The sequence below is a fragment of the Aeromicrobium marinum DSM 15272 genome (genome assembly GCF_000160775.2).
Taxonomy (GTDB): Bacteria; Actinomycetota; Actinomycetes; order Propionibacteriales; family Nocardioidaceae; genus Aeromicrobium; species Aeromicrobium marinum.
In genome coordinates, this window is record NZ_CM001024.1 from 2,533,454 (window position 1) to 2,559,602 (window position 26,149).

The 26,149-nt window shown below is 67.9% G+C and carries 24 protein-coding genes, 1 tRNA gene and 1 pseudogene; 8 read left to right on the plus strand and 18 right to left on the minus strand.

Annotation, left to right across the window (positions count from 1 at the left end; all coding sequences use genetic code 11):
* Position 1: 1 nt before the first annotated feature.
* From HMPREF0063_RS12880 to HMPREF0063_RS12915, 8 genes are all read right to left on the minus strand, one after another.
* Positions 2–1,198, minus strand: a complete 1,197-nt coding sequence (locus tag HMPREF0063_RS12880; RefSeq protein ID WP_083788930.1) for a sugar ABC transporter substrate-binding protein — start codon at positions 1,196–1,198, stop codon at positions 2–4.
* Between the two features lie 320 nt (positions 1,199–1,518).
* A tRNA-Ser gene (locus HMPREF0063_RS12885) sits at positions 1,519–1,605 on the minus strand.
* Positions 1,606–1,664: 59 nt separating this feature from the next.
* Positions 1,665–3,002, minus strand: coding sequence for a DUF2254 domain-containing protein (locus HMPREF0063_RS12890; protein ID WP_007079130.1), 1,338 nt, complete (start codon positions 3,000–3,002; stop codon positions 1,665–1,667).
* A 4-nt stretch (positions 3,003–3,006) separates the two neighbouring features.
* Positions 3,007–4,509, minus strand: coding sequence for an alanine/glycine:cation symporter family protein (locus HMPREF0063_RS12895; protein WP_007079131.1), 1,503 nt, complete (start codon positions 4,507–4,509; stop codon positions 3,007–3,009).
* A 56-nt stretch (positions 4,510–4,565) separates the two neighbouring features.
* The gene (locus tag HMPREF0063_RS12900; RefSeq protein WP_007079132.1) at positions 4,566–5,171 is read right to left on the minus strand and encodes a CE1759 family FMN reductase; all 606 of its coding nucleotides are present in this window, start codon (positions 5,169–5,171) and stop codon (positions 4,566–4,568) included.
* Entirely contained in the window at positions 5,168–6,271 is a 1,104-nt protein-coding gene (locus HMPREF0063_RS12905; protein ID WP_007079133.1) for an LLM class flavin-dependent oxidoreductase, read from the minus strand. The genes HMPREF0063_RS12900 and HMPREF0063_RS12905 overlap by 4 nt, the downstream gene beginning before the upstream one ends.
* 79 nt (positions 6,272–6,350) lie before the next feature.
* Entirely contained in the window at positions 6,351–6,782 is a 432-nt protein-coding gene (locus HMPREF0063_RS12910; protein ID WP_040320897.1) for a nucleoside deaminase, read from the minus strand.
* Between the two features lie 14 nt (positions 6,783–6,796).
* Positions 6,797–7,300: a tRNA adenosine deaminase-associated protein gene (locus HMPREF0063_RS12915; protein ID WP_007079135.1), complete on the minus strand. Its 504-nt coding sequence runs from the start codon at positions 7,298–7,300 to the stop codon at positions 6,797–6,799.
* Between the two features lie 54 nt (positions 7,301–7,354).
* Here HMPREF0063_RS12915 and upp point away from each other — a divergent pair, with 54 nt between their 5' ends.
* Positions 7,355–7,996 carry a uracil phosphoribosyltransferase gene (upp, locus tag HMPREF0063_RS12920; RefSeq protein WP_007079136.1) on the plus strand — a complete coding sequence of 214 codons (642 nt, stop codon included), beginning with the start codon at positions 7,355–7,357 and terminating at the stop codon, positions 7,994–7,996.
* Between the two features lie 84 nt (positions 7,997–8,080).
* Here upp and pntB read toward each other — a convergent pair whose 3' ends face one another.
* Both pntB and HMPREF0063_RS12930 read right to left on the minus strand, forming a co-directional pair.
* Positions 8,081–9,487 (minus strand): Re/Si-specific NAD(P)(+) transhydrogenase subunit beta, encoded by a 1,407-nt coding sequence (pntB, locus tag HMPREF0063_RS12925; protein ID WP_007079137.1) that lies wholly within the window; start codon positions 9,485–9,487, stop codon positions 8,081–8,083.
* 6 nt (positions 9,488–9,493) lie between these two features.
* Positions 9,494–11,062 (minus strand): Re/Si-specific NAD(P)(+) transhydrogenase subunit alpha, encoded by a 1,569-nt coding sequence (locus tag HMPREF0063_RS12930; protein WP_007079138.1) that lies wholly within the window; start codon positions 11,060–11,062, stop codon positions 9,494–9,496.
* A 138-nt stretch (positions 11,063–11,200) separates the two neighbouring features.
* Here HMPREF0063_RS12930 and HMPREF0063_RS15920 point away from each other — a divergent pair, with 138 nt between their 5' ends.
* Positions 11,201–11,584, plus strand: a complete 384-nt coding sequence (locus HMPREF0063_RS15920) for an SdpI family protein (protein WP_007079139.1) — start codon at positions 11,201–11,203, stop codon at positions 11,582–11,584.
* A 23-nt stretch (positions 11,585–11,607) separates the two neighbouring features.
* Here HMPREF0063_RS15920 and HMPREF0063_RS12940 read toward each other — a convergent pair whose 3' ends face one another.
* From HMPREF0063_RS12940 to HMPREF0063_RS12970, 7 genes and pseudogenes are all read right to left on the minus strand, one after another.
* A complete protein-coding gene (locus HMPREF0063_RS12940; RefSeq protein ID WP_007079140.1) occupies positions 11,608–11,913 on the minus strand; it encodes a hypothetical protein in 306 nt (101 codons plus the stop codon).
* 339 nt (positions 11,914–12,252) lie between these two features.
* Positions 12,253–13,083: an SDR family oxidoreductase gene (locus tag HMPREF0063_RS12945; protein ID WP_040320289.1), complete on the minus strand. Its 831-nt coding sequence runs from the start codon at positions 13,081–13,083 to the stop codon at positions 12,253–12,255.
* A gap of 88 nt (positions 13,084–13,171) precedes the next feature.
* Positions 13,172–13,684, minus strand: coding sequence for a PaaI family thioesterase (locus HMPREF0063_RS12950; protein ID WP_007079142.1), 513 nt, complete (start codon positions 13,682–13,684; stop codon positions 13,172–13,174).
* Entirely contained in the window at positions 13,681–14,763 is a 1,083-nt protein-coding gene (locus HMPREF0063_RS12955; RefSeq protein ID WP_007079143.1) for a BtrH N-terminal domain-containing protein, read from the minus strand. Before HMPREF0063_RS12955 ends, HMPREF0063_RS12950 begins: the two co-directional genes overlap by 4 nt.
* Before the next feature lie 174 nt (positions 14,764–14,937).
* The gene (locus tag HMPREF0063_RS12960; protein ID WP_007079145.1) at positions 14,938–16,140 is read right to left on the minus strand and encodes an NAD(P)/FAD-dependent oxidoreductase; all 1,203 of its coding nucleotides are present in this window, start codon (positions 16,138–16,140) and stop codon (positions 14,938–14,940) included.
* A gap of 2 nt (positions 16,141–16,142) precedes the next feature.
* Positions 16,143–17,528 (minus strand): annotated as a pseudogene (locus tag HMPREF0063_RS12965) (cytochrome P450); the annotation flags it as partial.
* Between the two features lie 22 nt (positions 17,529–17,550).
* Positions 17,551–17,871, minus strand: coding sequence for a 2Fe-2S iron-sulfur cluster-binding protein (locus tag HMPREF0063_RS12970; protein WP_040320900.1), 321 nt, complete (start codon positions 17,869–17,871; stop codon positions 17,551–17,553).
* A gap of 148 nt (positions 17,872–18,019) precedes the next feature.
* Here HMPREF0063_RS12970 and HMPREF0063_RS12975 point away from each other — a divergent pair, with 148 nt between their 5' ends.
* Positions 18,020–19,003, plus strand: coding sequence for a helix-turn-helix domain-containing protein (locus HMPREF0063_RS12975; protein ID WP_245527768.1), 984 nt, complete (start codon positions 18,020–18,022; stop codon positions 19,001–19,003).
* Positions 19,004–19,445: 442 nt separating this feature from the next.
* Here the strand turns inward: HMPREF0063_RS12975 and HMPREF0063_RS12980 are convergent, their stop codons facing one another.
* Entirely contained in the window at positions 19,446–20,048 is a 603-nt protein-coding gene (locus HMPREF0063_RS12980) for a TetR/AcrR family transcriptional regulator (RefSeq protein ID WP_007079149.1), read from the minus strand.
* A 130-nt stretch (positions 20,049–20,178) separates the two neighbouring features.
* On the opposite strand from HMPREF0063_RS12980, the gene HMPREF0063_RS17275 reads away from it, so the two are divergent.
* The 5 genes from HMPREF0063_RS17275 (at position 20,179) to mobF (ending at position 26,033) form a co-directional block, all read left to right on the plus strand.
* Positions 20,179–20,436: an MMPL family transporter gene (locus HMPREF0063_RS17275; protein ID WP_342610527.1), complete on the plus strand. Its 258-nt coding sequence runs from the start codon at positions 20,179–20,181 to the stop codon at positions 20,434–20,436.
* A gap of 142 nt (positions 20,437–20,578) precedes the next feature.
* Complete coding sequence (locus tag HMPREF0063_RS12985; RefSeq protein WP_245527714.1) at positions 20,579–21,607, plus strand: cytochrome P450; 1,029 nt, start codon at positions 20,579–20,581, stop codon at positions 21,605–21,607.
* Positions 21,608–22,033: 426 nt separating this feature from the next.
* On the plus strand, positions 22,034–22,321 hold the full coding sequence (locus HMPREF0063_RS12990) for a transposase (RefSeq protein WP_007076722.1): 288 nt from the start codon (positions 22,034–22,036) through the stop codon (positions 22,319–22,321).
* A 47-nt stretch (positions 22,322–22,368) separates the two neighbouring features.
* Positions 22,369–23,193 (plus strand): IS3 family transposase, encoded by an 825-nt coding sequence (locus HMPREF0063_RS12995; RefSeq protein WP_007076723.1) that lies wholly within the window; start codon positions 22,369–22,371, stop codon positions 23,191–23,193.
* 101 nt (positions 23,194–23,294) lie between these two features.
* A complete protein-coding gene (gene mobF / locus HMPREF0063_RS13000) occupies positions 23,295–26,033 on the plus strand; it encodes a MobF family relaxase (protein ID WP_007079152.1) in 2,739 nt (912 codons plus the stop codon).
* Positions 26,034–26,149 lie beyond the last annotated feature (116 nt).

The window sequence follows — 26,149 nt, forward strand, 5'->3', positions numbered from 1 at the left end:
GTCACTCGGCCGCCGCCCACGCAGCCAAGTAGGCCTCCTTGAAGTCGACCGGCGGCTCGTACGGACCACTTTCGGGCAGCCCTCGCTGGGTGTCGACCAGTTGGAAGCCGAGGCCAGCCGGTGCAGCGTCCTCGTCGTTCAGTACGCGAATGATGGTGTCGATACCGGCGTAGCCGAACCACGTCATGGACTGAGCGAGCACCGCGCTGACACCGAGCCCGTCGCGCATGAGGTCGAGCACCGGCGGTGCGCCTTCGCCACCGATGAGGGACAGCTCATTTCGTCGCGGGGATCCCGCTACTGCCTGGCTCGATCCGAGCAGGACGAGCGCGTCGTTCGTGACAGTGACGAACGATGCCTCCGGGTTTTGGAGGATGGCCGATTCCAGGGTCTGCCGCAGTGTGCCGATGCTTTGGTTGGTCACGGGTGCCGAATGAATCGTGCACGAGGCGCAGTCGCTCATTCCTTCGGTGAAGCCCTTGTGTGCGTACACGCCGGCCAGAACCCCTTGGAAGTCGACCTCGATGACCTCGGCCTCGTCGCCGCCAACGGCGCGAACCCAGTCAGCGCGGGCTTCTCCGAGCGCGATCGTGTACTCGGCGGTGGTCGGATAGTCGTCCGACGGGATGACCGAGGCCGTGAAGAGCGACTCCTCTCCGATCTCGGGATCATCACAGTCGTACCCGAGGCTGGAGACTGTGGGGATCCCTGCTGACGCGGCCTCCTGGAGGGGCTGCGCGATGGCGCCGCAATCGATGGCGATGAGCAGGAGGGCATCGGCGTTCGCTGCGATCGCCTGCCGGATGCAGTTGGCCCAAGCACCACCGGCGTTGAGCTCGCCGTCACACAGACGTGCCTCCCACCCAATTTCCTCGGCGGCCTCGGTCGCTCCCGCCGCTGCTGTCGAGCAGGCAGTGGCCACCTCGCCACAGTTGACGATCCACAACGACTGGTCCTCAGGCACGGGCGGCGCTTCCTCAGGCGGCGCGTGGAAGGTCCCTTCGTAGAGCGCGTCCAGGCCGGTGAGCGGCTCCGCCACGTCGCTCGTGCCGCTGTCGGCGGTACTTCCACATGAGGCAACAACAACGAGGGCGGTCGCAACGACAAGCCCGCGAGTGAGGCCGCCGAATCGACGGGACTGAACCGGTGAGGTTCCTGCCGAATTGACGGCGATCCGCCGCCGCGAAGTTCTGATCACGGGATTCTCCTTGGGTGTCCGGCGTGACGCGCGTCACGACTCCCACGAGAATCGCAGTTGGAGTGAGATTGGTCTAATCAATTCTTTGAATCGTTAACATCATTGCCATCGATTCCTTGCTCGTCGCACGGAGAGAGTTCCCGATCAACTTGTCCTCGCCATCTACCATCGCGCGTTGGGCGCGAACGCCGGGAAGCTGTCCCGCCTCGCCCCGGTGGCCGCCGAGCAATAAACCCATTGATCCGAGCCAGGCACCCCCCGAAGCGCCAAAGCCCCCGCTCCGACTGGCTTTCCAGTCGAAAACGGGGGCTTCGGATCGGCGGTGGCGGTGGGATTTGAACCCACGGTGGGTTTGACCCCACACAACATTTCGAGTGTTGCACCTTCGGCCGCTCGGACACGCCACCGCGGGGTACGTTACCGGACCGCCCTCGGGCGCTTGAACGGTGCCACCGACCGCCCCACCTCAGTGCTCGCGGCCCGTCCGCTCCCACCGTCCCGCCAAGGCGTCGTCGACACGGGCGGCCTCGGCCTCCAGGAGCTGCCGGTCGATCGGATCGAGGTCCGTCGCGGCCACCAGCCGGCGCAGCCGGGCCAGTTGCGCGGTGATCGGCGCCGTTGAGTGCGCACCATCGGTCCACGCCAGCTCGCGCAGCAGGGTGAACAGCCGCGACATGATCAGCGGGTCCTCCCGGCCGTAGTGGGCCGGCTGTTCGACCGCGATCGCCACCAGGTCCGCCAGGCTCGGCCACGCCACGACGGCGCGAATCGTCCCGTCGTCGTCGCGCAGCAGCCGCGGCCCGAGCGGCACCAGGCTGAGCTGGCACAGCAGGGCTGACGAGTGCCCCAGCGCGTGCGCGGCCGTCGTGGGGTCGTTGATGCCCGGCGAGAGGGCCTTGACCGCGACGTCCGTCAGCTGCCGGAGGCCGAGCGCGACATCCGAGGTCCCCGTCCGCTCGAACCCGGTGGTGACGGTCGCGATCGCACGGGTCACCAGGTCCTCACGGGCGGCGTCGTCCCACGGCCCGCCGTCGGTCCTCCACACCCATCCGAGCGGAGTGCCCGCCACGACGGAGTCGCCCGGCTGCCGCTCGAACAGCACCACCGAGTCGTGCTCCCTGGCGACGCCGACGAGCTCCCGCTCGGCCACGCCGCACAGGAATCCCGACGTGGTCGCGACCACGCGCAGCGCGCCGGCCGGCACCATCGCGAGCGCGTCGGTCGCGGTGATCCGGTCGCCCCCGGACTCCCGCTCGACCAGCCGCGAGGCCTCCTGGTGCACGCCACGCAACAGGCTCTCGACCCGGATGGTCCGCGTCAGGTGCGCCAGGAAGAACACCAGCGCCAGCACGCTGACGGCCGCCAACAGGTACGCGACGGTCACCGAGACGCTGGGCACGAACGGCTCCTCGCCGCCGGTGGCCGTGCGGACCGACCGCAGCACGGTCAGCGCGTACGCGAACGTCCCGAGGAACAGCCCCAGCGTCGTCTGCACGACCAGGTCGCGGGTGAAGGTGCGCAGCAGCCGGGGCGAGAACTGGCTGCTGGCCAGCTGCAACGTGACGACCGTCAGCGAGAACGTCAACGACGTCACCGTGATCAACGAACCGGCGATCGTGTCGAGCACCGTCCGCGCGGCATCGGCGCCACCGCCGAAGATCAAGTCCGACTCCCCGTCACCGATCAGGCGGTCGACCCACGGCAGCAGCAGTCCGAGCCCCAGCCCCCACAGCACGCACAGGGTCGGGATCGGCCACAGCCGGGTCCGGAAGCCGTCGCGCAGGTGCACCCCCCGCCCGGTCACCGGCTCACGCGACCTGGTCGTCCTTCAGCACCAAGCGACCCGCCTGCCGGTCCTCCCAGTACTCCTTCAGCTCGCGGCGCACCACCGGCATCAGCAGGTAGAGACCCGTGATGTTGACCAGCGCACAGAGGAACAGCATCGCGTCGGCCAGGTTGATGACGTCGGAGAGCGTCACCACGCTGCCGAACACGGTGAACAGGCAGAAGATCACCTGGAAGGAGCGCTCGGTGAACGCGGTGCGGCCGAACAGGGTCGTCCAGGCCTTCTGCGTGTAGTACGACCAGGTGATGAGGGTCGAGAACGCGAACAGCGCGACCGCCACCGCCAGCACCTCGGGTAACCACGACACGACGCTCTCGAACGCGTCCGACGTGAGCACCACGCCGTCGGGGCTGGGCGTCTCGCCGTTGGCGACGGCCTCACGGGCGTCGAGCCACGACTGCGGACGGGCGATGACGATGGTCAGCGCGGTCATGGTGCAGATGATGACGGTGTCGATGAACGGCTCGAGCATCGCCACGAAGCCCTCGGTCACCGGGCGACGGGTCTTGACGGCCGAGTGCGCGATGGGCGCCGAGCCGACACCGGCCTCGTTGGAGAACGCCGCCCGCTGGAAGCCGATGATCAGCACGCCGATGAAGCCACCGGTCACGCCCTCCGGCGAGAAGGCGCCGACGATGATCTCCTCGAAGGCTCCCGGGATGGACGTGAAGTTGCCCAGGATCACCACGAGACACGCCGAGATGTAGATGACCGCCATGGCCGGCACGAGCCGCGAGGTGACCCGGCCGATCGACTTGATGCCGCCGATGATCACCAGTCCCACCAGCAGGGCGAGCACGATGCCGAAGCCCAGGGCGGCGCCGTCGCTGCCGAGGAACCCGTCGTCGCCGCCGGTGACGTTGCGGGCCTGCGCGAAGGTCTGGTTGGCCTGGAACATGTTGCCGCCGACCGCACCGAAGAAGAAGATCGACACCGCGAACACGGCGGTGAGGGTCTTGGCCACCGGGGTGCCGAACCGCTCGAAGGCGATCGGCAGGTAGCGGAACGGGCCGCCGGTCACGGTGCCGTCCTCGTGCTCCTCGCGGTACTTCACCCCGAGGGTGCACTCCACGAACTTGGTGCACATGCCGAGCAGGCCGGCCACGATCATCCAGAAGGTGGCACCGGCGCCGCCGAGGCTCACCGCGACGGCGACACCGGCGATGTTGCCGAGCCCCACCGTGCCGGAGACCGCCGAGGTCAACGCCTGGAAGTGCGACACCTCACCGGGGTCGTCGTCGCTGCCGTAGCGGCCGCGCACGAGGGCGATGGCGTGGCCCGCTCCCCAGCCCTGGATGGCCTTCAGCGCGATGGTGAAGATCAGCGCGCCGAGCACCAGCCAGCCGACGATGAGTGGAATGTCGGTACCCCCGATGGACACCGAGTAGAAGATGACGTTGGAGACGGCTTCGGAGACAGGGCTGAAGAAGCCGTCGATCCCTGATTCGATCGACGAGGTGTCCATGCGACAACACTCAACCCCCGATCGGTCCGGGGCGCAATGGCAACTCGCCGCGGACGTCAGGCCCTCGGCGGGTCCGAGATCGACAGCATCGTCTCGCTGAAGAGGTCGATGTCGTCGTCACGGGTCCGGCCTGTGCCGGCCCCACCGAGCACGCTCGCCAGCTCGGCGACCGCCCGGTCGACGCGCGCCTGGAGCGCCCCCGTGCCCTCGCTGCTCCAGTCGTGCGGCGACGCGAACACCCCGGTCGGCACGACGAACGCCTGCAGGTAGGCGAACAGCGGACGCAGCGCGGAGTCGATGACCAGGGAGTGCCGCGCGGTTCCGCCGGTCGCCGCGAGCAGCACCGGCTTGCCGATGAGCAGGTCGGTCTCGAGCGTGTCGGCGAACATCTTGAACAGCCCGGCGTAGGACGCCTGGTAGACCGGCGTGACGAACGCGAGAGCGTCGGCCTGGCCGACCTGGTCGAGCACGTGCTGCAGGCGCGGTGGGGCGAAACCGGTGAGGACGGCATCGGTGATCTCGTGCGCCAACGGCCGGAGGTCGACCACCTCGACCGTGGCGCCGTCGAGGTGGCTGCGCACCGACGCCACGATCCGGTCGGCCAGCAGCCGGCTGCTGGAGGACTCACTGAGGCCGGCCGAGACGACCACGACGCGGGTCATGCCGAGACCTCCGCGGCGGCCGCGTCGCGGGCGGCGACCCGGTTGGCATGGGTGGGGGCGTCCGGCACGTGCGCGGGCCGGCGAGCGTCGAACTCCGCGCGCAGGGTCGGCAGGATCTCGCCGAGCAGGTCGAGCTGCTCGAGCACGGTCTTCAGGGGCAGACCGGCGTGGTCGACGAGAAACATCTGCCGCTGGTAATCGCCGAAGTAGTCGGCGAAGGCGAGCGTCTTCTCGATGACCTCCTGCGGGCTGCCGACGGTCAGCGGGGTCTGCGCCTGGAAGTCCTCCAACGACGGCCCGTGCCCGTACACGGGGGCGTTGTCGAAGTACGGGCGGAACTCATTGATCGCGTCCTGGCTGTTGGGCCGCATGAAGAACTGGCCGCCCAGGCCGACGATCGCCTGGTCCGGCTCGCCGTGACCGTAGTGGGCGTAGCGCTGGCGGTAGAAGTCGATCAGCCGGATGTAGTGCTCCTTGGGCCAGAAGATGTTGTTCGCGAAGTACCCGTCGCCGTAGTACGCGGCGATCTCGGCGACCTCGGGCGTGCGGATCGAGCCGTGCCAGACGAACGGCGCCACGCCGTCGAGCGGCCGCGGGATCGCGGTGAACCCCTGCAGCGGGGTGCGGAACCGGCCCTCCCAATTGACGACGTCCTCGTCCCACAGGCGGCGCAGCAGCTGGTAGTTCTCGATGGTCAGCTCGACCCCCTTGGACGGGTCCTTGCCGAACCAGGGGTAGACCGGCGCGGTGTTGCCGCGTCCGAGCACCAGGTCGGCGCGGCCGCCGGACAGGTGCTGCAGGGTCGCGTAGTCCTCGGCCATCTTGACCGGGTCGTTCGTCGTGATGTGCGCGATCGACGTCGACAAGATGATCCGCTCGGTCTGCGCGGCGATGTAGGCGTGCAGCGTGCTGATCGACGGCGTGGAGAACCCGGCGTCGTGGTGCTCGCCGATCGCGAAGACGTCGCCGCCGATGTCCTCGACCTTCTTGGCGATCGCGACCAGCGCCTTGAGCTTCTCGTGCTCGGTCGGGATCGAGCCGTCGGTCGGGTCGACGGTCAGGTCGCCGACGCTGAAGATCCCGAACTGCATGCTGCCCATGGTCCACCTCCACGATTGCTTGTTGAATCTTCAACCATCTTACCGGGTCCGCATATTCCCGTACCCGCCGCGGGGCGTCCTACCGGTGGGAGGCGAAGAACTCACGCAGCAGGGTCGCGGACTCGTCGGCGAGGACGCCGCTGACGACCTCCGGCCGGTGGTTGAGCCGGCGGTCGCGCACCACGTCCCAGAGCGACCCGACCGCACCCGCCTTGTCGTCCCATGCGCCGAACACCAGCCGGTCGACCCGGGCGCCCACGAGCGCCCCGGCACACATCGTGCACGGCTCCAACGTCACCACCAGGGTGCAGCCCTCGAGCCGCCACTGCCCCGTACGCTCGGCGGCCTCGCGGAGCGCGACCACCTCGGCATGACCCAGCGGGTCGCCGTCACGCTCGCGGGTGTTGCGGCCGCGGCCGATGACATCACCGGCCGGGTCCAGCACCACGGCCCCGACCGGCACGTCGCCGGTGTCGAGCGCGGCCCGCGCCTCCTCGAGCGCCAGCCGCATGGCATCGGCGTGGTTCACCCGACGATCGCCTCGAACGCCTCCCCGAAGCCCAGGCGCTTGGCGACGTCGGCCAGCACGTCGTCGGGGTACAGGTCGTCGTCGGAGCACAACAGCTCCAGCTCGGCCGAGCTGAGCCCGAGGTCGGCCAGGATCGCCAGGTCGCCGGCGGGCGCGGGTTCGTCCTCGTCGGTCACCTCGGGCAGGTCCAGCATCTCGGCCACGCCGGTGGCCAGTGACCAGAGATCGGCCATCGTGGCGTCCGAGAGCAGCAGCCTCACCTCGTCGCCGGTCGACCGCACGATCACGAAGAACTCGTCGGAGACCGACACCAGACCGATCACGCCCACGTCGGACGGGAACCGCTGCAACGTCGGCAGGAAGGCGTCGATGTCCTCGCCCAGCGCCGGGCTCACCTCGGCCAGCTCCCACCGGCCGTCGTCGTGGTACGCGACCAGCGCGAAGTCGACGTCGTCCTCGGCCATGATGGTCTCCCGGTGCTCGGCGACGTGCGCGGTCATCTGATGGTGGCAGACGGCGACTCCCCGGCGCCAGACGTGGCCTAGCCTTGCCCCATGCAGGTCCACGTCGCCGACCACCCACTCATCGACCACAAGCTGACGGTGCTGCGCGACGAGCGCACGGACTCACCCACGTTCCGGCGGCTCACCGAGGAGCTCGTGACGCTGCTCGCGTACGAGGCCACGCGCGACGTGAGGGTCGAACCGGTCGACATCACGACGCCGGTCACCACCACCACGGGCGTACGACTCTCGACCCCCCGGCCCCTCGTCGTGCCCATCCTGCGCGCCGGGCTCGGCATGCTGGAGGGGATGCAGCGGCTGCTGCCCACCGCCGAGGTCGGCTTCCTGGGCATGATCCGCGACGAGTCGACCCTCGAGGCCTCCACCTACGCCGAGCGGCTGCCCGAGGACCTCGCCGGCCGCCAGTGCTACGTGCTCGACCCGATGCTCGCGACCGGCGGTACCCTTGCCGCGGCGATCGAGTTCCTCGTCAGGCGCGGGGCCGACCACATCACCGCCGTCACCCTGCTCGCCGCTCCCGAGGGCATCGAACGGCTCGAGGCCGAGCTGGCCGCCGTCGACGTGCCGGTGCTGCTGGTCACCGCGGCCCTCGACGAACGCCTCAACGACCTGGGCTACATCGTGCCCGGCCTCGGCGACGCGGGCGACCGCCTCTACGGCGTCGCCCACTGACCCCCTCCCCCGACCCAGAAGTGCTCCCAAACCAACCGATCTCAGGGTGAAATGGGTTGATCTGGGAGCACTTCTGGGTCGGGGTCAGAGGGCGCGGAGGATGTCCTCGACCTTGTCCTTGGCGTCACCGAACAGCATCTGGGTGTTGTCGCGGAAGAACAGCGGGTTCTGCACCCCGGCGTAGCCCGCGGCCATCGACCGCTTGAACACGATCACGTCGGCGGCCTCCCACACGTGCAGCACCGGCATGCCCGCGATCGGGCTCGTGGGGTCGTCGGCCGCGGCGGGGTTGACCGTGTCGTTGGCACCGATCACGAGCACCACCGAGGTGTCGCCGAGATCGTCGTTGATCTCGTCCATCTCCAGGACGATGTCGTACGGCACCTTGGCCTCGGCCAGCAGCACGTTCATGTGGCCCGGCAGCCGGCCGGCGACCGGGTGGATGCCGAACCGCACCTCCACGCCGCGCTCGCGCAGCTTGCGGACCAGGTCCGCGACCGGGTACTGCGCCTGTGCCACCGCCATGCCGTAGCCGGGGGTGATGACGACCGACCGCGCGTTCTTCAGCAGCTCGGCGGTGTCCTCGGCGGAGATCTCGCGGTGCTCGCCGTAGTCGGTGTCCTCGCCACCGGAGGCCACGATGCCGAACCCGCCGGCGATGACCGAGATGAACGAGCGGTTCATCGCCTTGCACATGATGTACGAGAGGAACGCGCCCGACGAGCCGACGAGCGCGCCGGTGACGATCAGCAGGTTGTTGTTCAGCAGGAAGCCGACGGCGGCTGCGGCCCAGCCCGAGTAGCTGTTGAGCATCGACACCACGACCGGCATGTCGCCGCCGCCGATCGAGGCGACCAGGTGCCAGCCGAGGGCCAGGGCGATGGCGGTGACGGCGATCAGCATCCACAGCTGCGGCTCGATCACGAAGGCGATGGTGAGGGCGCCGAACGCCGCGAGCGCACCGAGGTTCAGCAGGTTCTTGCCCGGCAGCACCAGCGGGCTGGAGTTGATCCGCGCCGAGAGCTTGAGGAACGCCACGATCGAGCCGGTGAAGGTGACCGCGCCGATGAAGACGCCGATGAACACCTCGGCGCTGTGGATGCGCAGCAGCTCGTCCAGGACCTTGCCCTGACCGTCGGGCGACCCCTCGACCTCGAGGTAGCCGTTCCAGCCGACGATCACGGCGGCGAGGCCGACGAAGCTGTGCAGCAGGGCGATCAGCTCGGGCATGCCGGTCATCTCGACACTGCGCGCACGCGCCAGGCCGATGACCGCGCCGACGGCCATCGCGCCGAGCAGCAGCACGATCGCGAGCGCCTCGGCGTCACGGATCACCAGGGCGACGGTGGCGACGAGCGCGACCGCCATGCCGGCGATGCCGTAGGTGATGCCCGCCCGGGCGGTCTCGTGCTTCGACAGCCCCGCGAGGCTGAAGATGAACAGCAGGGCAGCGACGATGTAGGCCGCTTGCGCGGCGGTGTCAGCACTCATCTGGGCTCAGCCTTTCGAAAACATGCCGAGCATGCGACGGGTCACGGCGAATCCGCCGAAGACGTTGATGCTGGCGACGAGCACCGCGATGGACGCGAGGATGATCACGGCGGTGTCGTCGGTGGTCATCTGCACGAGCGCGCCGACGACGATGATGCCGCTGATGGCGTTCGTGACACTCATCAACGGGGTGTGCAGGGCGTGGTGCACCTTGCCGATGACGTAGTAGCCGATGACGATCGCGAGCACGAAGACCGTGATGTTGCCGATCAGCTGCTGCGGGGCGATCGAGGTGAGACCGAACAGCAGGGCGGCACCGACCCCCACGAACGCGTACTTCCGGGCGTCGGTGAGCGGCGCCTTCTCGACCTTCGGGGCGACCTCGGCCGGCGCAGCGGCCGCAGGGGCCGCCGACACCTCCACCGGCGGGGGCGGCCAGGTGATCTCACCGTCGCGCACCACCGTCACGGCCCGCTGGACCACGTCGTCGAAGTCCAGCACCAGCTGGCCGTCCTTGCCGGGCGTCAGCAGCTTCAGCAGGTTGACCAAATTGGTGCCGTACAGCTGCGAGGCCTGCGTGGGCAGCCGGCCGGCCAGGTCGGTGTAGCCGATGATCGTGACGCCGTTGTCGGTCACGACGACCTCGCCGGGCTTGGAGCCGGCGACGTTGCCGCCCTGGGCCGCGGCCATGTCGACGATGACGCTGCCGGACTTCATGCTGGCGACGTCGGCCTCGGTGATCAGGCGAGGGGCGGCGCGACCCGGGATCAGCGCGGTCGTGATGATGATGTCGACCTCGGCGGCCTGCTCGGAGTACAGCTCCGCGGCCCGGCGGTCGTAGTCCTCGCTGGTGGCCTTGGCGTAGCCGTCGGTGCTCTTCTCGACCTCGACGTCGACGGCGAGGTACTCGCCGCCGATCGACTTGACCTGGTCGGCGACCTCCGGCCGCGGGTCGGTGGCCCGCACGATCGCGCCCAGGCTGCTGGCCGCGCCGATGGCGGCCAACCCGGCCACACCGGCGCCGGCCACGAGCACCGTGGCGGGCGGGACCTTGCCGGCGGCGGTGACCTGGCCGGTGAAGAACCGGCCGAAGACGTGGGCGGCCTCGACGACGGCGCGGTAGCCGGCGATGTTGGCCATCGAGCTCAGCACGTCCATCGACTGAGCGCGCGAGATGCGCGGCACGGCGTCCATGGCCAGCACCGTGATGGGGCGGGTGGCGAGCTGTTCGAGCAGGTCGGGGTTGAACGCCGGGGCCACCAGACTGATCACGGTGGCGCCATCGCGGAGGAACCCGATCTCGGGGACCGACGGGGCGTTGACCTTCAGCACCAGGTCGGCGCCCCAGGCGTCACCGGCGGTGCCGACGGTCGCACCGGCGGCTGCGTAGGCCTCGTCGGTGAAGCTGGCCTTCTCGCCGGCGCCGGACTCCACGGCGACCTCGTACCCGAGGGTGATCAGCTGCTTGACGGTGGCGGGGGTGGCGGCCACGCGGGTCTCGCCGGGCGTCGACTCCGCGACGACGCCGACCCGTCCCGGCGCCACGGGCGGGAGGATCTCGGTGGCTGTGCTCATTGGCGGCACGTTATCCGTTCGTCATCGGACCGGCCAGTACGTGAGACGGTCGTCTCACCTGCTGGCACGGTGGTCCGGCCCACTAGGTCACGCGTAGCGTCCCACACGGACTCGTCCGCTCTGGGGGAAAGGTGGGCCATGGACCCCTCCGCCACGATCAGCCTGACCGCCGGGCTGGCCATGCTCGCGGTGCTGCTGCAGCACCTCAGGTGTGCCGTTCTGGACGGGCACCTGGGTCGCAACGGTGCCGTCGGCCTGCGCACCCGGGCGACACGCTCGTCGGACCGAGCCTGGACGGCGGGCCACCTCGCGGCGGCGCCACGGCTGCGCGCCGCGTGGATCTCCGCCGCCGTGGGTGCTGCCGCCACCGTGGCCGCCGCCGGCGTCCAGGCGGCCGTGGGCGACCGGTCACCCTGGGCCCTGCTGCCGTCGGGGGTGGCCTACGCGGTCGTGCTCGGTCTGGTCGCGGCCGCCGGGGTCACCGCCGACCGCGCCGCCCGCCGGATCCGCGACGAGGAGTAGCCCGCCGCGAGCGCCGGCACCGGCTACGCGATTCCCCAGCCCTCCCGGAACTGCTCGGGCGACTGGGTGGCGAGCTGGTCGCGCATCACCGCGAGCAGGTGCGCGGCGCCGTCCGGCCCGCCGGCCGGAATGCTCAGCTCCAGGCTGCCGTCGTGGCGTCCCCGGACGACGACCCTGCCCTCGTTGGTCAGCTCGAACCGTCCGCCGAACGTCGCACACCACAGGTCGAGCACACCCGCGATCACCGTGCCGAACCGCTCGCGACGGCGAGGCTCGATGGCGGCGGTGTAGACGTCGCCGGCAGTGGGGGGCTCGAGGGTCGACGTCATGGCTCCACGGTAGCTCGGCGAGCAGGATGGCCCCCGGTGACGGAGCCGCCCCGGCCTGCCGCCGACCTGGGCACACCCACCAGATCAGTAGTACCAGGGGAAGCATCTCGACGACTTTTGGTCGATGTTGAACCGCGTTGGAGGTTATCCAAAACAGCTTCTGACCTGGGGAAACGCACATCCCATGGCGTTGGTCGATGTTGACCAGCTTCTGCCAAGGCTGAAGGTTTTGCGGACTTTTTGCGGACCAGAATGCTTGCGTGGGCGACGCCACTTCGAGCCGCCAGACCCACGGCTGAAGGTCGCGTCGTCAGGTCCGCATGAGCCTCTTTCAGGGACTCAAGATTTTCCGGCGCGTTGTTCGTAGGCTTGGCGCGCCGACGGGTCGACGCCCGCCAGGAACATCTGTTCTCCGCCCAGACGCCGGGCCAGGCCCTCGGCCACGGAACGGGGCATGAAGCGTTGCGCGGCCAGCACTTGGCCCATGACCCTGGTGACGTAGGCACGCGGGCGTGGCCTCTCGAGAAGCCCGGCAATCGCGTCCGCGATCTCCTCGGGCTCCGCATTGCGGAATCCCCGTGGCCCGGTGGTGCCGGCAACCAGTTCGGTGTTGGTGAACGTGGGCAGCACCAAGGAGACACTGACCCCGCTGGTGCGGTGCTCGAGGCGGACCGCTTCGGTGAATGCGATCACTGCGGCCTTGGTGGCGCAGTAGGTCGCCGCACCGGGGACGAACGCCTCGCCCGCCATCGACGCGATGTTGATGATGTGTCCATTGCGGCGAGGGAGCATCGAGGCGAGGGCGATCTTGGTGCCGGTAATGACGCCGTGGAGGTTGATGTCGACCATGCGGCGGGCCGCCTCCTCGGGCTCCTCGAGGGTCGGCCCGACGGGCATGATGCCGGCATTGTTGATCAGCACGTCGGGTGTGCCCAGCCGCTCGGAGACCATCGAGTAGAACGCACGGAACGACTCCCCGTCCGTCACGTCGAGGCGGCCCGTGACCTCGAGCCCGAGCTCGTCTGCCGCTGCGAGCAGGCGCGTCTCGTCGATGTCGCCGATGGCCACCCGAGCGCCACGCTCGATGAGCGTGCGCGCGGTCGCGTAGCCGATGCCTCGTGCGCCGCCGGTGATGACGACGACTTGGCCGCGAAGTGAGCTGGAGGTCATGACGTCCCAATCTGCGCCCACGGGTGTGGGCGTCTCGTTGAACTGGAGGGGGAAACGACAGCTAACAGTTACGGGGCGGCCTGTCCGCTCATATCGGGCGTGCCAGGGGCGGAGAGTTGCTGGCACCCTGTCTGAAGTGGGCTTCGTCCACGCGCAGGAACAGCGCCGATGCGAAGGCCACCAAACCTCCTGAGGTGTCGCGCATCTCGGCCTCGACGAAGAGCTTGCGTCCTTCCGCACGAACGATTTTGGCAACCAGTTCGTAGGCCACTCCCAGGAGCACAGGCGAGTCGTAGCGCACTTCGAGCTGTCGGGTGACCGCGGGGGCGCCGGTGAGGTAGAGGAGAAAGCCGAACAGATCGTCGAGAACTGTGGCCACGGCACCGCCGTGCGCGATCCCGGGAGCACCTACGTGGCGCTGGTCGAACACATGGACCGCATGGACCTCCTCGCCGCGGCGGTGCACCACCAGGTGATGTCCATGAGGATTGTCGGGTCCGCACGCGAGACAGTGGTCGTGGTGCGGCGGAAGGAGAGCGCCGTCTTCGTGCGGCTTGAACTTGTCCAGCCAGGTCGCCAGGATTTCTTCGACGCTCGTCACGACCGCGCCCCAGGTTCGCCGGTTGCGTTCAGCGACGCAGATGCCTGCTGCAGGGCTGCGACCAAGTTCCTTTCGAGGTCAGGAAGGCTTGCGGCCGCGCGTGCGACTCGGGCTGCCCTGGCAGCCAGTGACTCGTCAGCGATGGCCGCGCGTGCCAGGGTCTGCCACGCGGCCGCAGACTCTGCTGCCACTGCAGCGGCTTCTGCGGCCTCGGTTGAGCTGAGGAGCTCGGCAACCTGCGCGCAGCCCTGGGACTGCAACAGCCGGAAGAGTCCCCCGCCGGTTCCTGCCTTGTCGACGAAGACCGGCAGCACCCGTAGTGCTGCCTCCAGGTCTGCGGCATTCAGCTCGTGCGGCCAGGCTGCGACGTCGTCGGCGAAGGCCTGAACACCGCCCAGCCCCGAACCTGCGCATGCTCCGGGCGGCAGGATGGACAGGTCCACCAAGTCGTCGCCTCCGGTGAGCATGGAATGGGCGGACGCCGCGAACGCTTCGGCAGCGATTCCCGCCAGGTCCGGCAGGCTCTCTGGCCAGCGGACCGCGAAGGTGGCATGTCTCGTCGGAACCGGGAATGCGGTCGAGCTGCGAGCCTCGGCAAGCGCTTCGTAGGGCACTTCCTGGATGTCCTCGCGGTCGTTGTCAGCGACGAAGGCGGTGTTCGTGGCGTCGTCGTAGCCGATCACGACGATGTCATGTCGGCTCATCTGGAGTCGGACGCGCAGGTAAGGCAGCTTGGCGATGTCTGCCCACACCATGACGGGCCTGCCGGCGTCGAGCTCGTCGACCACCCACTGCCACCCGAGGATGGGGTCATCGGACTGCTTGAACTCGACGGCAGCGCCCAGCCTGCCGAGCACATCGAGCTCCAGATCTCCCCCACGGCCAACGAGGTAGACGGGCGGCACCATTCCAGGGACACGGAGGTAGCTGAAGCCCAGCCCGCCTCCGAGGGCGAAGACCAGGCCCTCCTGGGGCGGGCCGTCCCACCCGAGGCCTGCCCACTCGACCAGGTCGCGCAACGCGCCCGACCCGCAATGGCCGGCGCTGCGGTGGGGATAGTCCAGCAACACCCTGGTCACGCGGTCAGCTCCGATCCATTGATGGCTGTTTCATGCCGCACGACCGCGGCCGTGATCAGCGCGACGTTCACGATCGTGTTCTGCATCGGAGGTCCTTCCCGGGAGGTGGGGCGAGCGAATGCGAAAGCGTTGGTCAATCAGCGGTGGCAGCGCCGCCTGAGCGGAGGCGAGAGATCAGTCCGCTGCGATCTGCACCAGCTCGGCGCGATCGACCTCGAGCCCTTCGGTGATCTTCTGCTTGCTTCGCATGAAGTCGCGCGGTCGGTTGACGCAGTCGGCTGCGATCAACTTCTGCTCACGCAGGTAGAAGCAGGTGAAGTCGCGGTCTCGAGTCGGGTCGCTGCTGAGCAGGATCTCGTCGTACCCGGCGCTCAGGCCGGCGATCTGGAGCTTGAGGTCGTACTGGTCGGACCAGAACCACGGCAGCGCGGCGATGGTCTTCTCCTTGCCGCACATCGTCGCCGCCGCGGCTTTTGCCTGCTCGCCGGCGCTGGGCACCGACTCCAACCGGATCCTGCGCCCGTAGCGCGTCATCCAGTGGCTGGTGCAGTCGCCTGCCGCGACGATGTCGGTGTCGCTGGTGCGGGCGTTGTCGTCGATGACGACGCCGTCATCAACGACAAGGCCTGCGGCCGCGGCCAGCTCGGTGTTCGGCTCGATTCCCACGCCGATGACCACGAGGTCGGCGCGAAGCCGCTCCCCGCCGGCGAGCTGGACCTCACGGACGCGATCTTCGCCGGTCATGGCCTCGACCAGGGCGCCGGTGCGGATCGTGACACCCGCCTCGCGGTGGATCCGCTCGTAGAAGGCCGACACCTCCGGCGCCGTGACCCGCATCAGCACCCGCTCGGCGGCTTCGAGGACGGTGACGTCCAGGCCCAAAGCAAGGAGGGATGCTGCGGTCTCCAGTCCGATGTAGCCGCCGCCCACGATCACCGCGCGCTTACCTGGCTGCGCCGACTCCCGGATCTGCTCTACATCGGCAAACGTGCGCAGGTAATGGACGCCCGGGAGATCGGCTCCCGGGACCGGGAGCAGCCGGGCCCGCCCGCCGGTGCACAGCGCGAGCTTGTCGTAGGACAAGCTGTGGCCGTCGGCCATCACGAGCCGGCGCTCTGCTCGCTCGATGGACTCCACGCGAGCATCTCGCAGCTCGATCTCCTGCTTCGCATAGAAGGCTGGCTTGCGGATCGCCAGCTCGCCGATGGCGCTCTTTCCCGACAGGTAGGCCTTCGACAGCGGCGGCCGGTGGTATGGAAGGACTGCCTCGTCGCCGATGAGGACGACTCGCCCGGACCACCCCTGCTGACGCAAGCCCGCCACCACCTGCGCGCCGGCGTGACTGGCTCCGACGACAACTGCGGTCCCCTGCGTCATGCCTGGGTCTTCGGGGTCAGGCGCACCGTGAGCTTGCTGATTCCTCTGACGAAGTTGGACTGGACGTACTCCGGCTCGTCGACGACCTCAATCTTCTCGAAGCGGGTCAGCAGTTCCTCCCACAGGATCCGCAGCTGCATCTCGGCCAGGCGGTTGCCCATGCATCGATGTACACCGAAGCCGAACGCAATGTGGTTGCGGGCGTTCTTGCGGTCGATGACGAGTTCGTCGGGTCGCTCGAAGACCCGCTCGTCGCGGTTGCCCGAGGCGTACCACATGACGAGCTTGTCGCCCTTGCGGATGAACTGTCCGTTGAGGACGGTGTCCTTCTTGGCGATCCGGCGCATGTAAGCCAGCGGCGTCTGCCACCGGATGATCTCCGAGACCATGTTCGGGATGAGGTCGGGGTTCGCCTTCAGCTTCTCGAACTGCTCGGGGAACTGGTTCAGCGCCAGCACGCCGCCACTCATCGAGTTCCGCGTGGTGTCGTTGCCCCCGACAATGAGCAAGGTCAGGTTGCCCAAGAACTCCATCGGACGATCGATGAGGTCCTTGGTGTCCTCGTTGCTCTGCAACATCGTGATGAGGTCGAAGCCGGGCTCCTCCCCCGCAGCGAGGCGAGCCTTCTTGTCGTGCCACAGCGCGCTGAGACCGCGCGCCATGTCGACAATGCCGCGGAAGACCTCGTCGTTGTCCGAAGGCCCTCCGTTCGCCTGCTCCATCGAGCTCGCCAGGTCCGACCACTCAACGAGCTTGTGGCGCTGCTCGTAAGGGAAGTCGAGCAGCGTGGCCAGCATCCGCGCCGTGAGCTCGACCGAGACCCGATCAACCCAGTTGAAGGGTTGGTCGACAGGAAGCTCGTCCAACACCTCCTTCACGCGGGACCGGATCAGACCTTCCATCTCGCGCAAGTTCTTCGGCGCGACAACTCCCTGCACCGCCGCGCGCTGCAGGTCGTGTCGCGGCGGGTCCATCGCGATGAACATGGCCAGGTCCATGAACCGCGGCGGCTCCCCGATGACGATGAAGGGCTCGGCCGAGAAGGCCTCGTGGTTCTTGTCGACGGCGACGATGTCGGCATGGCGGGTGACCGACCAGAACGGTCCGAAGGGACTGTTGGCCTGGTAGTGCACAGGCGCCTCGTTGCGCACCCGCTCGAAGTAGGACTGCCACCGGCCCTGCCGATACAGGAAGGGGTTGCTCAGGTCGATGTCGGCGAGCTCAACCTCTTCCACCGGAGGGATCGGCTGCTCGACGAACACCTTCTGACCGTCGGTCCGAGTCACCCAACGCCGGGTCTTGTCGTAGAGATGTGCCCCGCGGATCTGCACCTCCATCGGGACGACCGACTTGACCTTCTCACCAATCTCTTCTGCAACGTTGAACATCAAGAGTCCACCTTCTCCTCAGTCACATCTGGAACTCGGGCAGGTGGACGGTGAGCCCGTCCCAGCCGTCGGACACGTTCATCTGGCACGAGAGCCGAGACGTCGGCTGACGCTCGGGGTTCATCGACAACATCTCTTCCTCGACCGGACCGGACCCACCCACCGTGTCGGCCCACTGCGCGTCGACGACCACATGACAGGTGCCGCAGGCGGCCTCGCCACCGCAGTCGCCGTCGATCCCGGGGACCCCGTTGTCCACCGCGACCTGCATGAGCGTCTGGCCCTCTTCGAGTGGCGTCTCGTGCTTCTCGCCGTCGTGCGACACGAAAGTGACAGCTGCCATGGTGACCATCTCCTCACTGGAATTGCCCTTCCACTATTGGCCCCAGACCGCGTGGGTGGCTATGGTCACCAGAGTCAAAAGGTTGTGATTTTGGGTCAGGGGTTGATGCGTGAGGAACGATGAGGCCGGGGTCCCCCCGTTGGCATTCGTGCAGCTGCTCAACAGCGGTGCGCTTGATGCCGGCTCGGTAGCCCACTTTCGCCGCATCGTCGCCGGACAGTTCACGTCCGAGATGAAGCTGGTCGAACGCAACGTGCAGGTCCCCGTGCGGTGGTTCCGCGAGGTCTACCCGGACCTGGACACCGACAGCGGCACCTTGCTCGGCCTCGCCTTCGCCGAACAGGCACAGCTGACCTCCTTCGGACCTCTCAGCCTCCCGCTGGTCAGCGCCAGTTCGGTGTCCGAGATCTTCGAACTGCTCGGCTACCTGCCCGTCATCTCAACGGCTCTGCGCCCCCACTTCCATCACAGCGAGCGTGGACTGAGAGTGGGTCTGAGCGGTCACACCGGTGATCCCGCCCTCGATTGCCTGGTCATCGCCTACGCCGGCTCGGCCCTGCTACGGCTGCTCGACATACTGGCGGGCACCCTCCCCGCAGTGACACTTAACCTGGGCTGGGCGGCACCCCGATCACAGCCGCGACCCGCAAGCACCTTCGGCGCGAGAATTGTTTTCGACGCGCCCGCGTCCTTCGTGGACGTTCCCGCCGACATCCTGAACACGCCTTGCCGGTTCGCCGACCCGATGGCCTACCACCTGGCCATCAACGAGCTGCAGCGCACGCTGGACCGACACAGCACTCCCAACAGCTTCACCGAACGTGTGAGGCGCCTGCTCGAGCAGGACCCCGGACGCCACCGCGGCTGCGAGGTCGCAAACCTGCTCGCTGTGTCCCCCAGCACCATGAAAAGACGTCTGAACGCAGAAGGGACGACGTTTCGCGACGTCCGTCAATCGTTGCTACGCGAGCGTGCGATCCTGCGACTGCTCGACCCCTCGATGTCGGTCAGCCAGATCGCCGCAGACCTCGGCTACGGAGACCTCACGAACTTCTCACACGCCTTCAAACGCTGGACCGGGCAGTCCCCCAGCGAGTTCCGGCGCGTAGGGGCCCTCGGACAGGACGAGTGAGAGTTGGTAGTGCTAGTAGTTGGTGAGGGCGCTGATGCTTGACGTCGTCGCCTGGAAGCGCACCGGGAAGGGTACGTCCGCTACAATGAGTACCGGCGGCTTCGGGGATGACGACGCCGCCCCTCCCGGAGTTTGCACCCCTTCCACCGGACGACCCTTCTCACCCGGATCGTGCTCATCGCGGTTGGGATGCCTTGCTGCCCGCGGGTCACCGCGACGTCTCCGATGGCGTATAGGAGAAGGCCGTAGAGATCGTCGAAGACGGTCGCCACCGCACCGCCGTGGGCGATGCCGGGGCGCCAGCGTGACGCTGGCCGTGAGGGTTCTCGGCTCCATCCGAGTTGCTGGGCGTGATGCGAGGGCAGAACTGTCCCGTCCGGTTGAGGCAGGCTTCGGCCTTGTCCCCATCCAGCCAGCAGGGCGTCGAAGGCGTCGCCGCTCATCAGGCGCCAGTCGCGTCGAGCGTTCGTGGCGCCAAGCCGTCCAGGAGGAGCCGGGCGACGCCGTTGGCGATGGCGTCCATCTCCCGATGGGCGCCCATGATGGCCTCCATCAGGCCGGCGATCGTGACGGTCCCGAAGATCATGACGGCCTCGGACATGGGGTCCTCGGCCCGGCGCAGGGAACCATCCTCAGCCCCTTCGCGTAGGAGTTTCTCAACCGGCTCGTAGAAGGCTGCACTGAGTGCCGCTGCGAGCTCGGGTAGACGGGTTGCTCGACCGAGATCGCCGACCAGAGCCCGGCACGGGGCAGGGTTGCGGAGCATCACACCCAATTGAGCGCGGACGACACCGGCCAGGCGTTCGCTAGCCGGCCCTTCAGCGCTCACGGCCACGGCAACATCGCCGGCGATTGCTGTCAGAAGGTCCTTGAGCAAGAAGGCGAGGATCTCCTCCTTGCCGGTGAAGTAGTAGTACAACGTCGCCTTGGGCACACCGCTGGCCTCGGCGATGTCGTCGATCTTGGTGTTGTCCAACCCTTGATCGGCAATGAGCTCGGCCGCTCCGTAGAGCTTGGTCGCGAGCTGCACCGGCAGTTCCCTCATGTGACCCTCCTGAACGACGAGATCAGCCTAGCGTTCCATGCTAAGAGTTTGTACTCTGAGTACAACATCTGTGACTAGGGGTTGAAGATGGCGATCGGTCAGACCGGTGATGCTCGAGCTGGGATCGGTGATGACCGGTCAGGTCGGACCCGTCATCACCGCCGCCGGCCTCGTCTTCGCTTCCACCTTCGTGGCCCTGCTGTTCTCTCCCGTCGAAGCGCTCGCCCAGACCGGGTTTCGCCGTCGCAGCCGGACTCCTGCTCGACACCTTCATCGTCTGCACCCTGGTCGTGCCCGCCTGCGCGGCCCTGTTCGAGGACCGCAGCTGGTGGCCACACCGCAGGCCCCACGCGTGAACCGACAACCGAGAGAGATTCCCTATGAGTAACCAGCAGCTGACCTACAGCCCCTTCGACCCGGAAGTCATGGCGGACCCATACCCCGTCTACCGCGAGCTGCGCGCCCACGCTCCCGTGTACTGGTCCTCACAGGCCAACTGTTGGGTGCTCAGCCGCTACGACGACGTCTGCGTGGCCCTCGCCGACCCGGCGACGCACTCCTCTGCGTCCGGGATCTTTCCCACCCCACCCGGGGTGGACATGACCGACCTGTTTCTGCCGATGCTCATCATGAGCGACCCACCCCGGCACACCCAGCTGCGTCACCTCGTCAGCAAGGCCTTCACCCCACGCCGCATCACCGAACTCGAGCCACACATCCATAGCATCGTCGACGACCTCCTCGACCAGGTTCCCGTCGCTGGTCCGTGGGACTTCGTCTCCAGGTTCGCCGGGCCCCTCCCGGCCATCGTCATCGCCGACATGCTCGGCGTCCCACGAAAAGACCGCGACCAATTCCGGAACTGGTCCACCACGCTCATCCAGTCGAACCCCACACGAGGCGAGTTCGGCCCCGGCCTGGACGCCGCCGCGGCGCTCTACGAGTATTTCTCAGCGTTCCTCACCGAACGACGCGCGCACCCCCGAGACGACCTCATGACCGCACTCGTCCAGGCCGAAGTCGACGGCGAACAACTCACGGACGACGAACTCCTCGGCTTCTGTCTGCTGCTGCTCGTAGCCGGACACGAAACCACCACCAACCTGCTCTCCAACAGCGCCGTCATCCTCGCCCAGCACCCCGATACCCGTCGGCAGCTGGCAGACAACCCAGATCTCATCCCGGCCGCGGTCGAGGAGCTGCTCCGCTACGACTCACCGGTCCAAGGTCTCGCGCGCACCCTGACCCAACAAGTTGATCTGCACGGACAACCCATGAAGGCCGGCGACACCGTGCTGTTGCTCTTCGGCTCGGCCAACCGAGACGACCACGCGATTACCGACGCCGACCACTTCGACATCAACCGTCGCCCCGAACGACAGGTCGCGTTCGGACGCGGCATCCACTTCTGCCTCGGCGCATCCCTAGCCCGCCTCGAAGCACGCGTCGCCCTGCAGGCGCTCTTAGCCCGCCATCGCGACTGGGACGTCGACCTCGACTCGGCGGTCCGACTGCACTCCGGCCCAATCCGCGGCTACGCCTCGCTACCCGTGCACTAGGCCAGGGCCACCTCCTCATCCCTCGGCCGGAGCAAACTACGACAGAGCCCCGCGGGGTGGTGGGCTTTGAGCTGTTTCTTGGTGCTCTACGCGCCGCGCTGCGCTGCGCAATGACTCGCCCAAGAGTTGGCGTGGCAATCAGTTGTTGCCGTACTCCTGATCCATCGTCAGACGCCGGCCAAGGCTCGAGACGATGAATCTTGCTGATCGTCGCTGGCCCCTCAACTTTCCCACCCAGCGCCTGTTCGCCTCACCCTTCCAGCCTTACAAACCGTCGGCACGCATGCTACGAAGGATCGTGTTGGGTCGCCTGGGGACGGGCGGCCCAGAGTCGATTTTCAGGGTAGTCGTTGGACGTTGCTGACCTGTCCCGAGTTCCCCGGACACCGATGTTGGAGCGAGAATCGCTTCACGAGAGGAGTCTGGATGCCTGCAGCAAAGCCCGAGGAGTTCCGTCGCAGGGCGGTGGAGTTGGCGCGGTCCGGTGACAAGCCGGTGGCGCAGATCGCGAAGGACTTGGGGATCAGCGAGTCCGGTCTTCGCCGGTGGATGGCGCAGGCCGAGGTCGAGAACGGTGAGCGTCCCGGTTTGAGCAAGGACGAGCGGTCCGAGCTGGTGCGTCTTCGTCGTGAGAATCGTGTTCAGGCGATGGAGATCGAGATCCTGAAGCGGGCGTCGGCGTACTTCGCCAAGGAGAACGTCCTCCCAAAATAGGGTTCCGGCTGGTCCACGAGCTCGCCGCGGATGGCTTTGCCGTCGCGGTGATCTGCCGGGTCCTGGGTGTCTCGACGTCGGGCTACTACGAGTGGCGCAGCCGGCCGCCATCGGCGCGTGATGTCGCCGACGCGCACCTGCTGAACGTCATCCGCGAGATCCATGCCGCGTCGCGGCAGACCTACGGGGTCCGGCGGGTCCACGCCGAACTGCGCCTGGGCCGCCAGATCCGGTGCAGTCGCGGCCGGGTCGAACGGCTCATGGTCCTGGGCGGCCTGCAGGGTGTTCACCGCCGCAAATGGCGCCACGCAGGTGGCCGGTCGCCGGCGGTGTTCGAGGACCACGTCAGACGCGAGTTCGTTGCTGATGCGCCCGACAAGCTGTGGGTCACCGACATCACCCAACACAGAACCGTCGAAGGGTGGGTCTACTGCGCTGCGGTGATCGACGTCTACTCCCGCCGATGCGTCGGGTGGTCGATCGCCGATCACCTGCGCACCGAGTTGGTCGTCGACGCGATCGACATGGCCAGATGGCGTCGCAAGCCGTTGCCGGGAACGGTGGTCCACTCCGACCGCGGAACCCAGTTCACGTCCTGGCTGTTCGGCAACCGGCTCCGCGAGGCCGGACTGATGGGATCGATGGGCAAGGTCGCCTGCGCCTACGACAACTCCCTCATGGAGTCGTTCTTCGGCTCGATGCAGATCGAACTGCTCGACCGCCGGAACTGGTCAACCCGCGCCGAGCTGGCCAACGGGATCTTCGAGTGGATCGAAGCGTTCTACAACCCGACCCGCCGCCACTCGAGCCTGGACTACCTCAGCCCAATCGAGTACGAAACCCTTCACACCGCCACCGACCAAGCGGCATGATCAACACACAAGAACCGTCCGGGAAACCCGGGACAGGTCATTGCTGGCAGTGACTGTGGCCGCGTCCGTGACCGGATCGGGGTGGTCGGGTGCGTGGTGGGATGAAGTTCTACCGCGGCAGTGCTGCTGCGGCGCGCTCCTATGTTGAGGCCGATCACTCCCGGGCCGATGACTACTACCTCGGTGAGGGTGCCGGCGTCGCTGCCCGGTTCGTTGTCGATGTGAGGGACTCGGTGAGCCCCACCGTTCACCAGGCACCGGATCTGGACGGCGAGTCCTATGAACGTTGGGTTGGCGGGTACGACGTCGACACCGACCGGGCCAAGGGCCGGCTGCGAGACGACGCGAGCGCGTTGCGGTTCGTCGAGGTCACCGTCAACGGTCCGAAGACCTGGTCGCTGGCAGCGGCGTTGCATCCGGAGATCTCGGCCGCGCTCGACGCAGCCCAGGATGAGGCCGCGGCCCAGATCATCGGCTGGGTCGCCGAGCATGCGACGACCCGGGTCGGCCCGCGTGGTCGGCAGGTCCAGGTGCGGGTGGAGCAGGTCGAGGCTGCGGTGATCCGGCACCACACCTCACGTGCCGGGGACCCACACCGCCACCTGCACCTCCAGATCAACGCCCGCGTCTTCGCCCACGGCCGGTGGCGCGGCATCCACTCGGTCGGAGCCCGGGACTCACTCGAGGCGATCAACGGGATCGGCCATGCAGCGGTCGCTACCGACCCCGGGTTCCGGGCAGCGCTCGCCGCGCACGGGTTCACCTTCGACCCGATCACCGGCGAGATCAACGAACTAGCGCCCTACGCCGGCCGGTTCAGCGCGAGGGCGGCGCAGATCGCCCGCAACGTCGACGCCTTTGAGGCGCAATGGCGTGCCGCGCACCCCGGCCAGGAACCCGGACCGAAGCTCCGACGGACCTGGGATCGGCGGGCCTGGTCCCAAGCACGACCCGACAAAGTGATCCCGACCGACGGGGCCGCGATGGTCGAGGCGTGGAACGACGACCTCCACGAGCTCGGCTACCGCACCAGGTCAGCACCGGCCAGGCACACATCGGTTTCGACGCCGAGTGTGGGAAGCCTGAATCGTGACGCAGCCGTCGAGGTCGTGTTGATGCGCCTGGGGGCGCAGAGGTCGGCCTGGAACGCAGCCGATATCCGGGGCCAGGTCGAGCAATGGATCGCCGCCACCGGGCTCGTTGTCGAGGCTGGCGTGCGCCTCGAGTTGGCCGAAGACCTCACCGCCCGCGCCCGGTCCGCGTGCACACCGTTGCTGGATCGCCCTGACCTCCCTGAGCACATCCGGGCCTTATCCTCGCCGCGGGTGATCGGGGTCGAGGACAAGATCACCGAGCTGCTCGCGATGCTGGCCTGCGGCAGGGGTGCGGACGCCGCCCTGCCTCCACAGCTCAGCTTTGGTCTCGACCCGGCTCAACAGAACGCGGTAGCCGCCTTGGCTGGCACCCAGAACCTGCTGGTCATCGAGGGCGCCGCCGGGGCCGGAAAGACCACCACCCTCGCAGCAACCAAGACAGCACTGGCGGCGCAGGGGCGACGGGTGACGGTCGTGACACCGACCCTGAAAGCAGCCGAGGTCGCTGCCGCCGAGATCGACGCACCCGCGTTCTCCGCAGCGTGGTTGGTGCATCAGTGGGGGTGGCGCTGGGACAGCGATGGCCGCTGGGGTCGGGACTTCCAGGTCCCCCCGGACCCGGCAGCGAGGCTCACTCGTGGTGACCTGCTGGTCATCGATGAGGCCGGGATGCTCGACCAGGACACCGCCCGCGCTCTCCTCGATGTCGCCCTGGAGGCCCAGGTGCGGGTGGCGTTCATGGGCGACCGTCACCAGCTCCCCGCTGTCGGGCGTGGTGGGGTCCTCGACCTCGCCACCCAACACACCGGACCCGAGGCCACGGTGTGCCTGGACGTGGTGCACCGCTTCGCCGACCCCGCCTACGCTGAGCTGAGCGTCGCGATGCGCCGCGGTGGACCGGTCTTCGACCACCTCTGGGAACGCGGGCACATCCGACTGCATGCCAGCGAGGCCGAACGGACCCAGGCCCTCGCCAACCAGACCGCGGAGGCGATACTCGCCGGCCACACCAGCCTCGCCCTGATGGCCGATACGCGTGAGCAGGTCACCGCACTCAACGCCGCCATCCGGGACCGGCTTGTCGAGGCCGGTCTGGTCGATGACCACACCGTGGTGACCACCCTGGCCGGGGAGCGCCTCGGTGTCGGTGACCGAGTCGCGACCCGACGCAACGACTGGCACCTGTCTCTGGCCAACCGCCAGACCTGGACCATCACCGCCATCAACCCCACCACCTCCAGCACCACGATGGCCAGCGACGCTGAGCGGGAGCTGACGTTGCGCAACGAACGCGGCCTCACCCGCCAAGTGCCGTCCTGGTACGCCCGAGCCTGGGTCGAGTCCGCCTACGCCACGACCGTCTACGGTGCCCAGGGCGAGACCACCGCCGTCGGGCACCTGGTCCTGGATCAATCCACGACCGCAGCGTCGGCGTATGTGGGCATGACCCGTGGGCGCCACGACAACACCGCCCACCTCGTCGCCGAGACCCCTGCACAAGCCCGGACCATGTGGGAAGGGGCCTGTTCGCGCGAACGTGCCGACCTCGGTGTCGCCCACGCCCGCCTCCAGGCGGTCGATGACATCGACCGCTACGGCCCCATCGGACCCACCCGGCCCCCCGCCAACACACTGGTGCCACGACAACCAGAGACCACGAGGAGACGGGCCCACTACCCGGCCTACGACACCGGACACGACTACTCGCGGCGTGCATCGGCCTCGGGTCCCAGCATCGGGTTCTGACCCTCCGGCCGCCCCGGGGGCACCATTTCGCGTCCTGATTGCAGATCTCGCGAAAGTTTTTGAACTTTCGGAGGGGCGCTCGCTGACCTGCACAAACACCACCACCAGGGCTTCGC

What these genes read in the sequence shown, in the direction of transcription:
- HMPREF0063_RS12915 (WP_007079135.1), bottom strand. Translation starts at nt 7,300, where the DNA reads ATGACCGCGCACGTCGCCGAGCACCGGGAGACCATCATGGCCGAGGAC.
- HMPREF0063_RS12930 (WP_007079138.1), bottom strand. Translation starts at nt 11,062, where the DNA reads ATGAGCACAGCCACCGAGATCCTCCCGCCCGTGGCGCCGGGACGGGTC.
- HMPREF0063_RS15920 (WP_007079139.1), top strand. Translation starts at nt 11,201, where the DNA reads ATGGACCCCTCCGCCACGATCAGCCTGACCGCCGGGCTGGCCATGCTC.
- HMPREF0063_RS12945 (WP_040320289.1), bottom strand. Translation starts at nt 13,083, where the DNA reads ATGACCTCCAGCTCACTTCGCGGCCAAGTCGTCGTCATCACCGGCGGC.
- HMPREF0063_RS12970 (WP_040320900.1), bottom strand. Translation starts at nt 17,871, where the DNA reads ATGGCAGCTGTCACTTTCGTGTCGCACGACGGCGAGAAGCACGAGACG.
- HMPREF0063_RS12980 (WP_007079149.1), bottom strand. Translation starts at nt 20,048, where the DNA reads ATGAGGGAACTGCCGGTGCAGCTCGCGACCAAGCTCTACGGAGCGGCC.
- HMPREF0063_RS12960 (WP_007079145.1), bottom strand. Translation starts at nt 16,140, where the DNA reads ATGACGCAGGGGACCGCAGTTGTCGTCGGAGCCAGTCACGCCGGCGCG.
- HMPREF0063_RS12910 (WP_040320897.1), bottom strand. Translation starts at nt 6,782, where the DNA reads ATGCGGCTGGCGCTCGAGGAGGCGCGGGCCGCGCTCGACACCGGCGAC.
- mobF (WP_007079152.1), top strand. Translation starts at nt 23,295, where the DNA reads ATGAAGTTCTACCGCGGCAGTGCTGCTGCGGCGCGCTCCTATGTTGAG.
- HMPREF0063_RS12895 (WP_007079131.1), bottom strand. Translation starts at nt 4,509, where the DNA reads ATGGACACCTCGTCGATCGAATCAGGGATCGACGGCTTCTTCAGCCCT.
- pntB (WP_007079137.1), bottom strand. Translation starts at nt 9,487, where the DNA reads ATGAGTGCTGACACCGCCGCGCAAGCGGCCTACATCGTCGCTGCCCTG.
- HMPREF0063_RS12905 (WP_007079133.1), bottom strand. Translation starts at nt 6,271, where the DNA reads ATGGGCAGCATGCAGTTCGGGATCTTCAGCGTCGGCGACCTGACCGTC.
- HMPREF0063_RS12990 (WP_007076722.1), top strand. Translation starts at nt 22,034, where the DNA reads ATGCCTGCAGCAAAGCCCGAGGAGTTCCGTCGCAGGGCGGTGGAGTTG.
- upp (WP_007079136.1), top strand. Translation starts at nt 7,355, where the DNA reads ATGCAGGTCCACGTCGCCGACCACCCACTCATCGACCACAAGCTGACG.
- HMPREF0063_RS17275 (WP_342610527.1), top strand. Translation starts at nt 20,179, where the DNA reads ATGACCGGTCAGGTCGGACCCGTCATCACCGCCGCCGGCCTCGTCTTC.
- HMPREF0063_RS12940 (WP_007079140.1), bottom strand. Translation starts at nt 11,913, where the DNA reads ATGACGTCGACCCTCGAGCCCCCCACTGCCGGCGACGTCTACACCGCC.
- HMPREF0063_RS12900 (WP_007079132.1), bottom strand. Translation starts at nt 5,171, where the DNA reads ATGACCCGCGTCGTGGTCGTCTCGGCCGGCCTCAGTGAGTCCTCCAGC.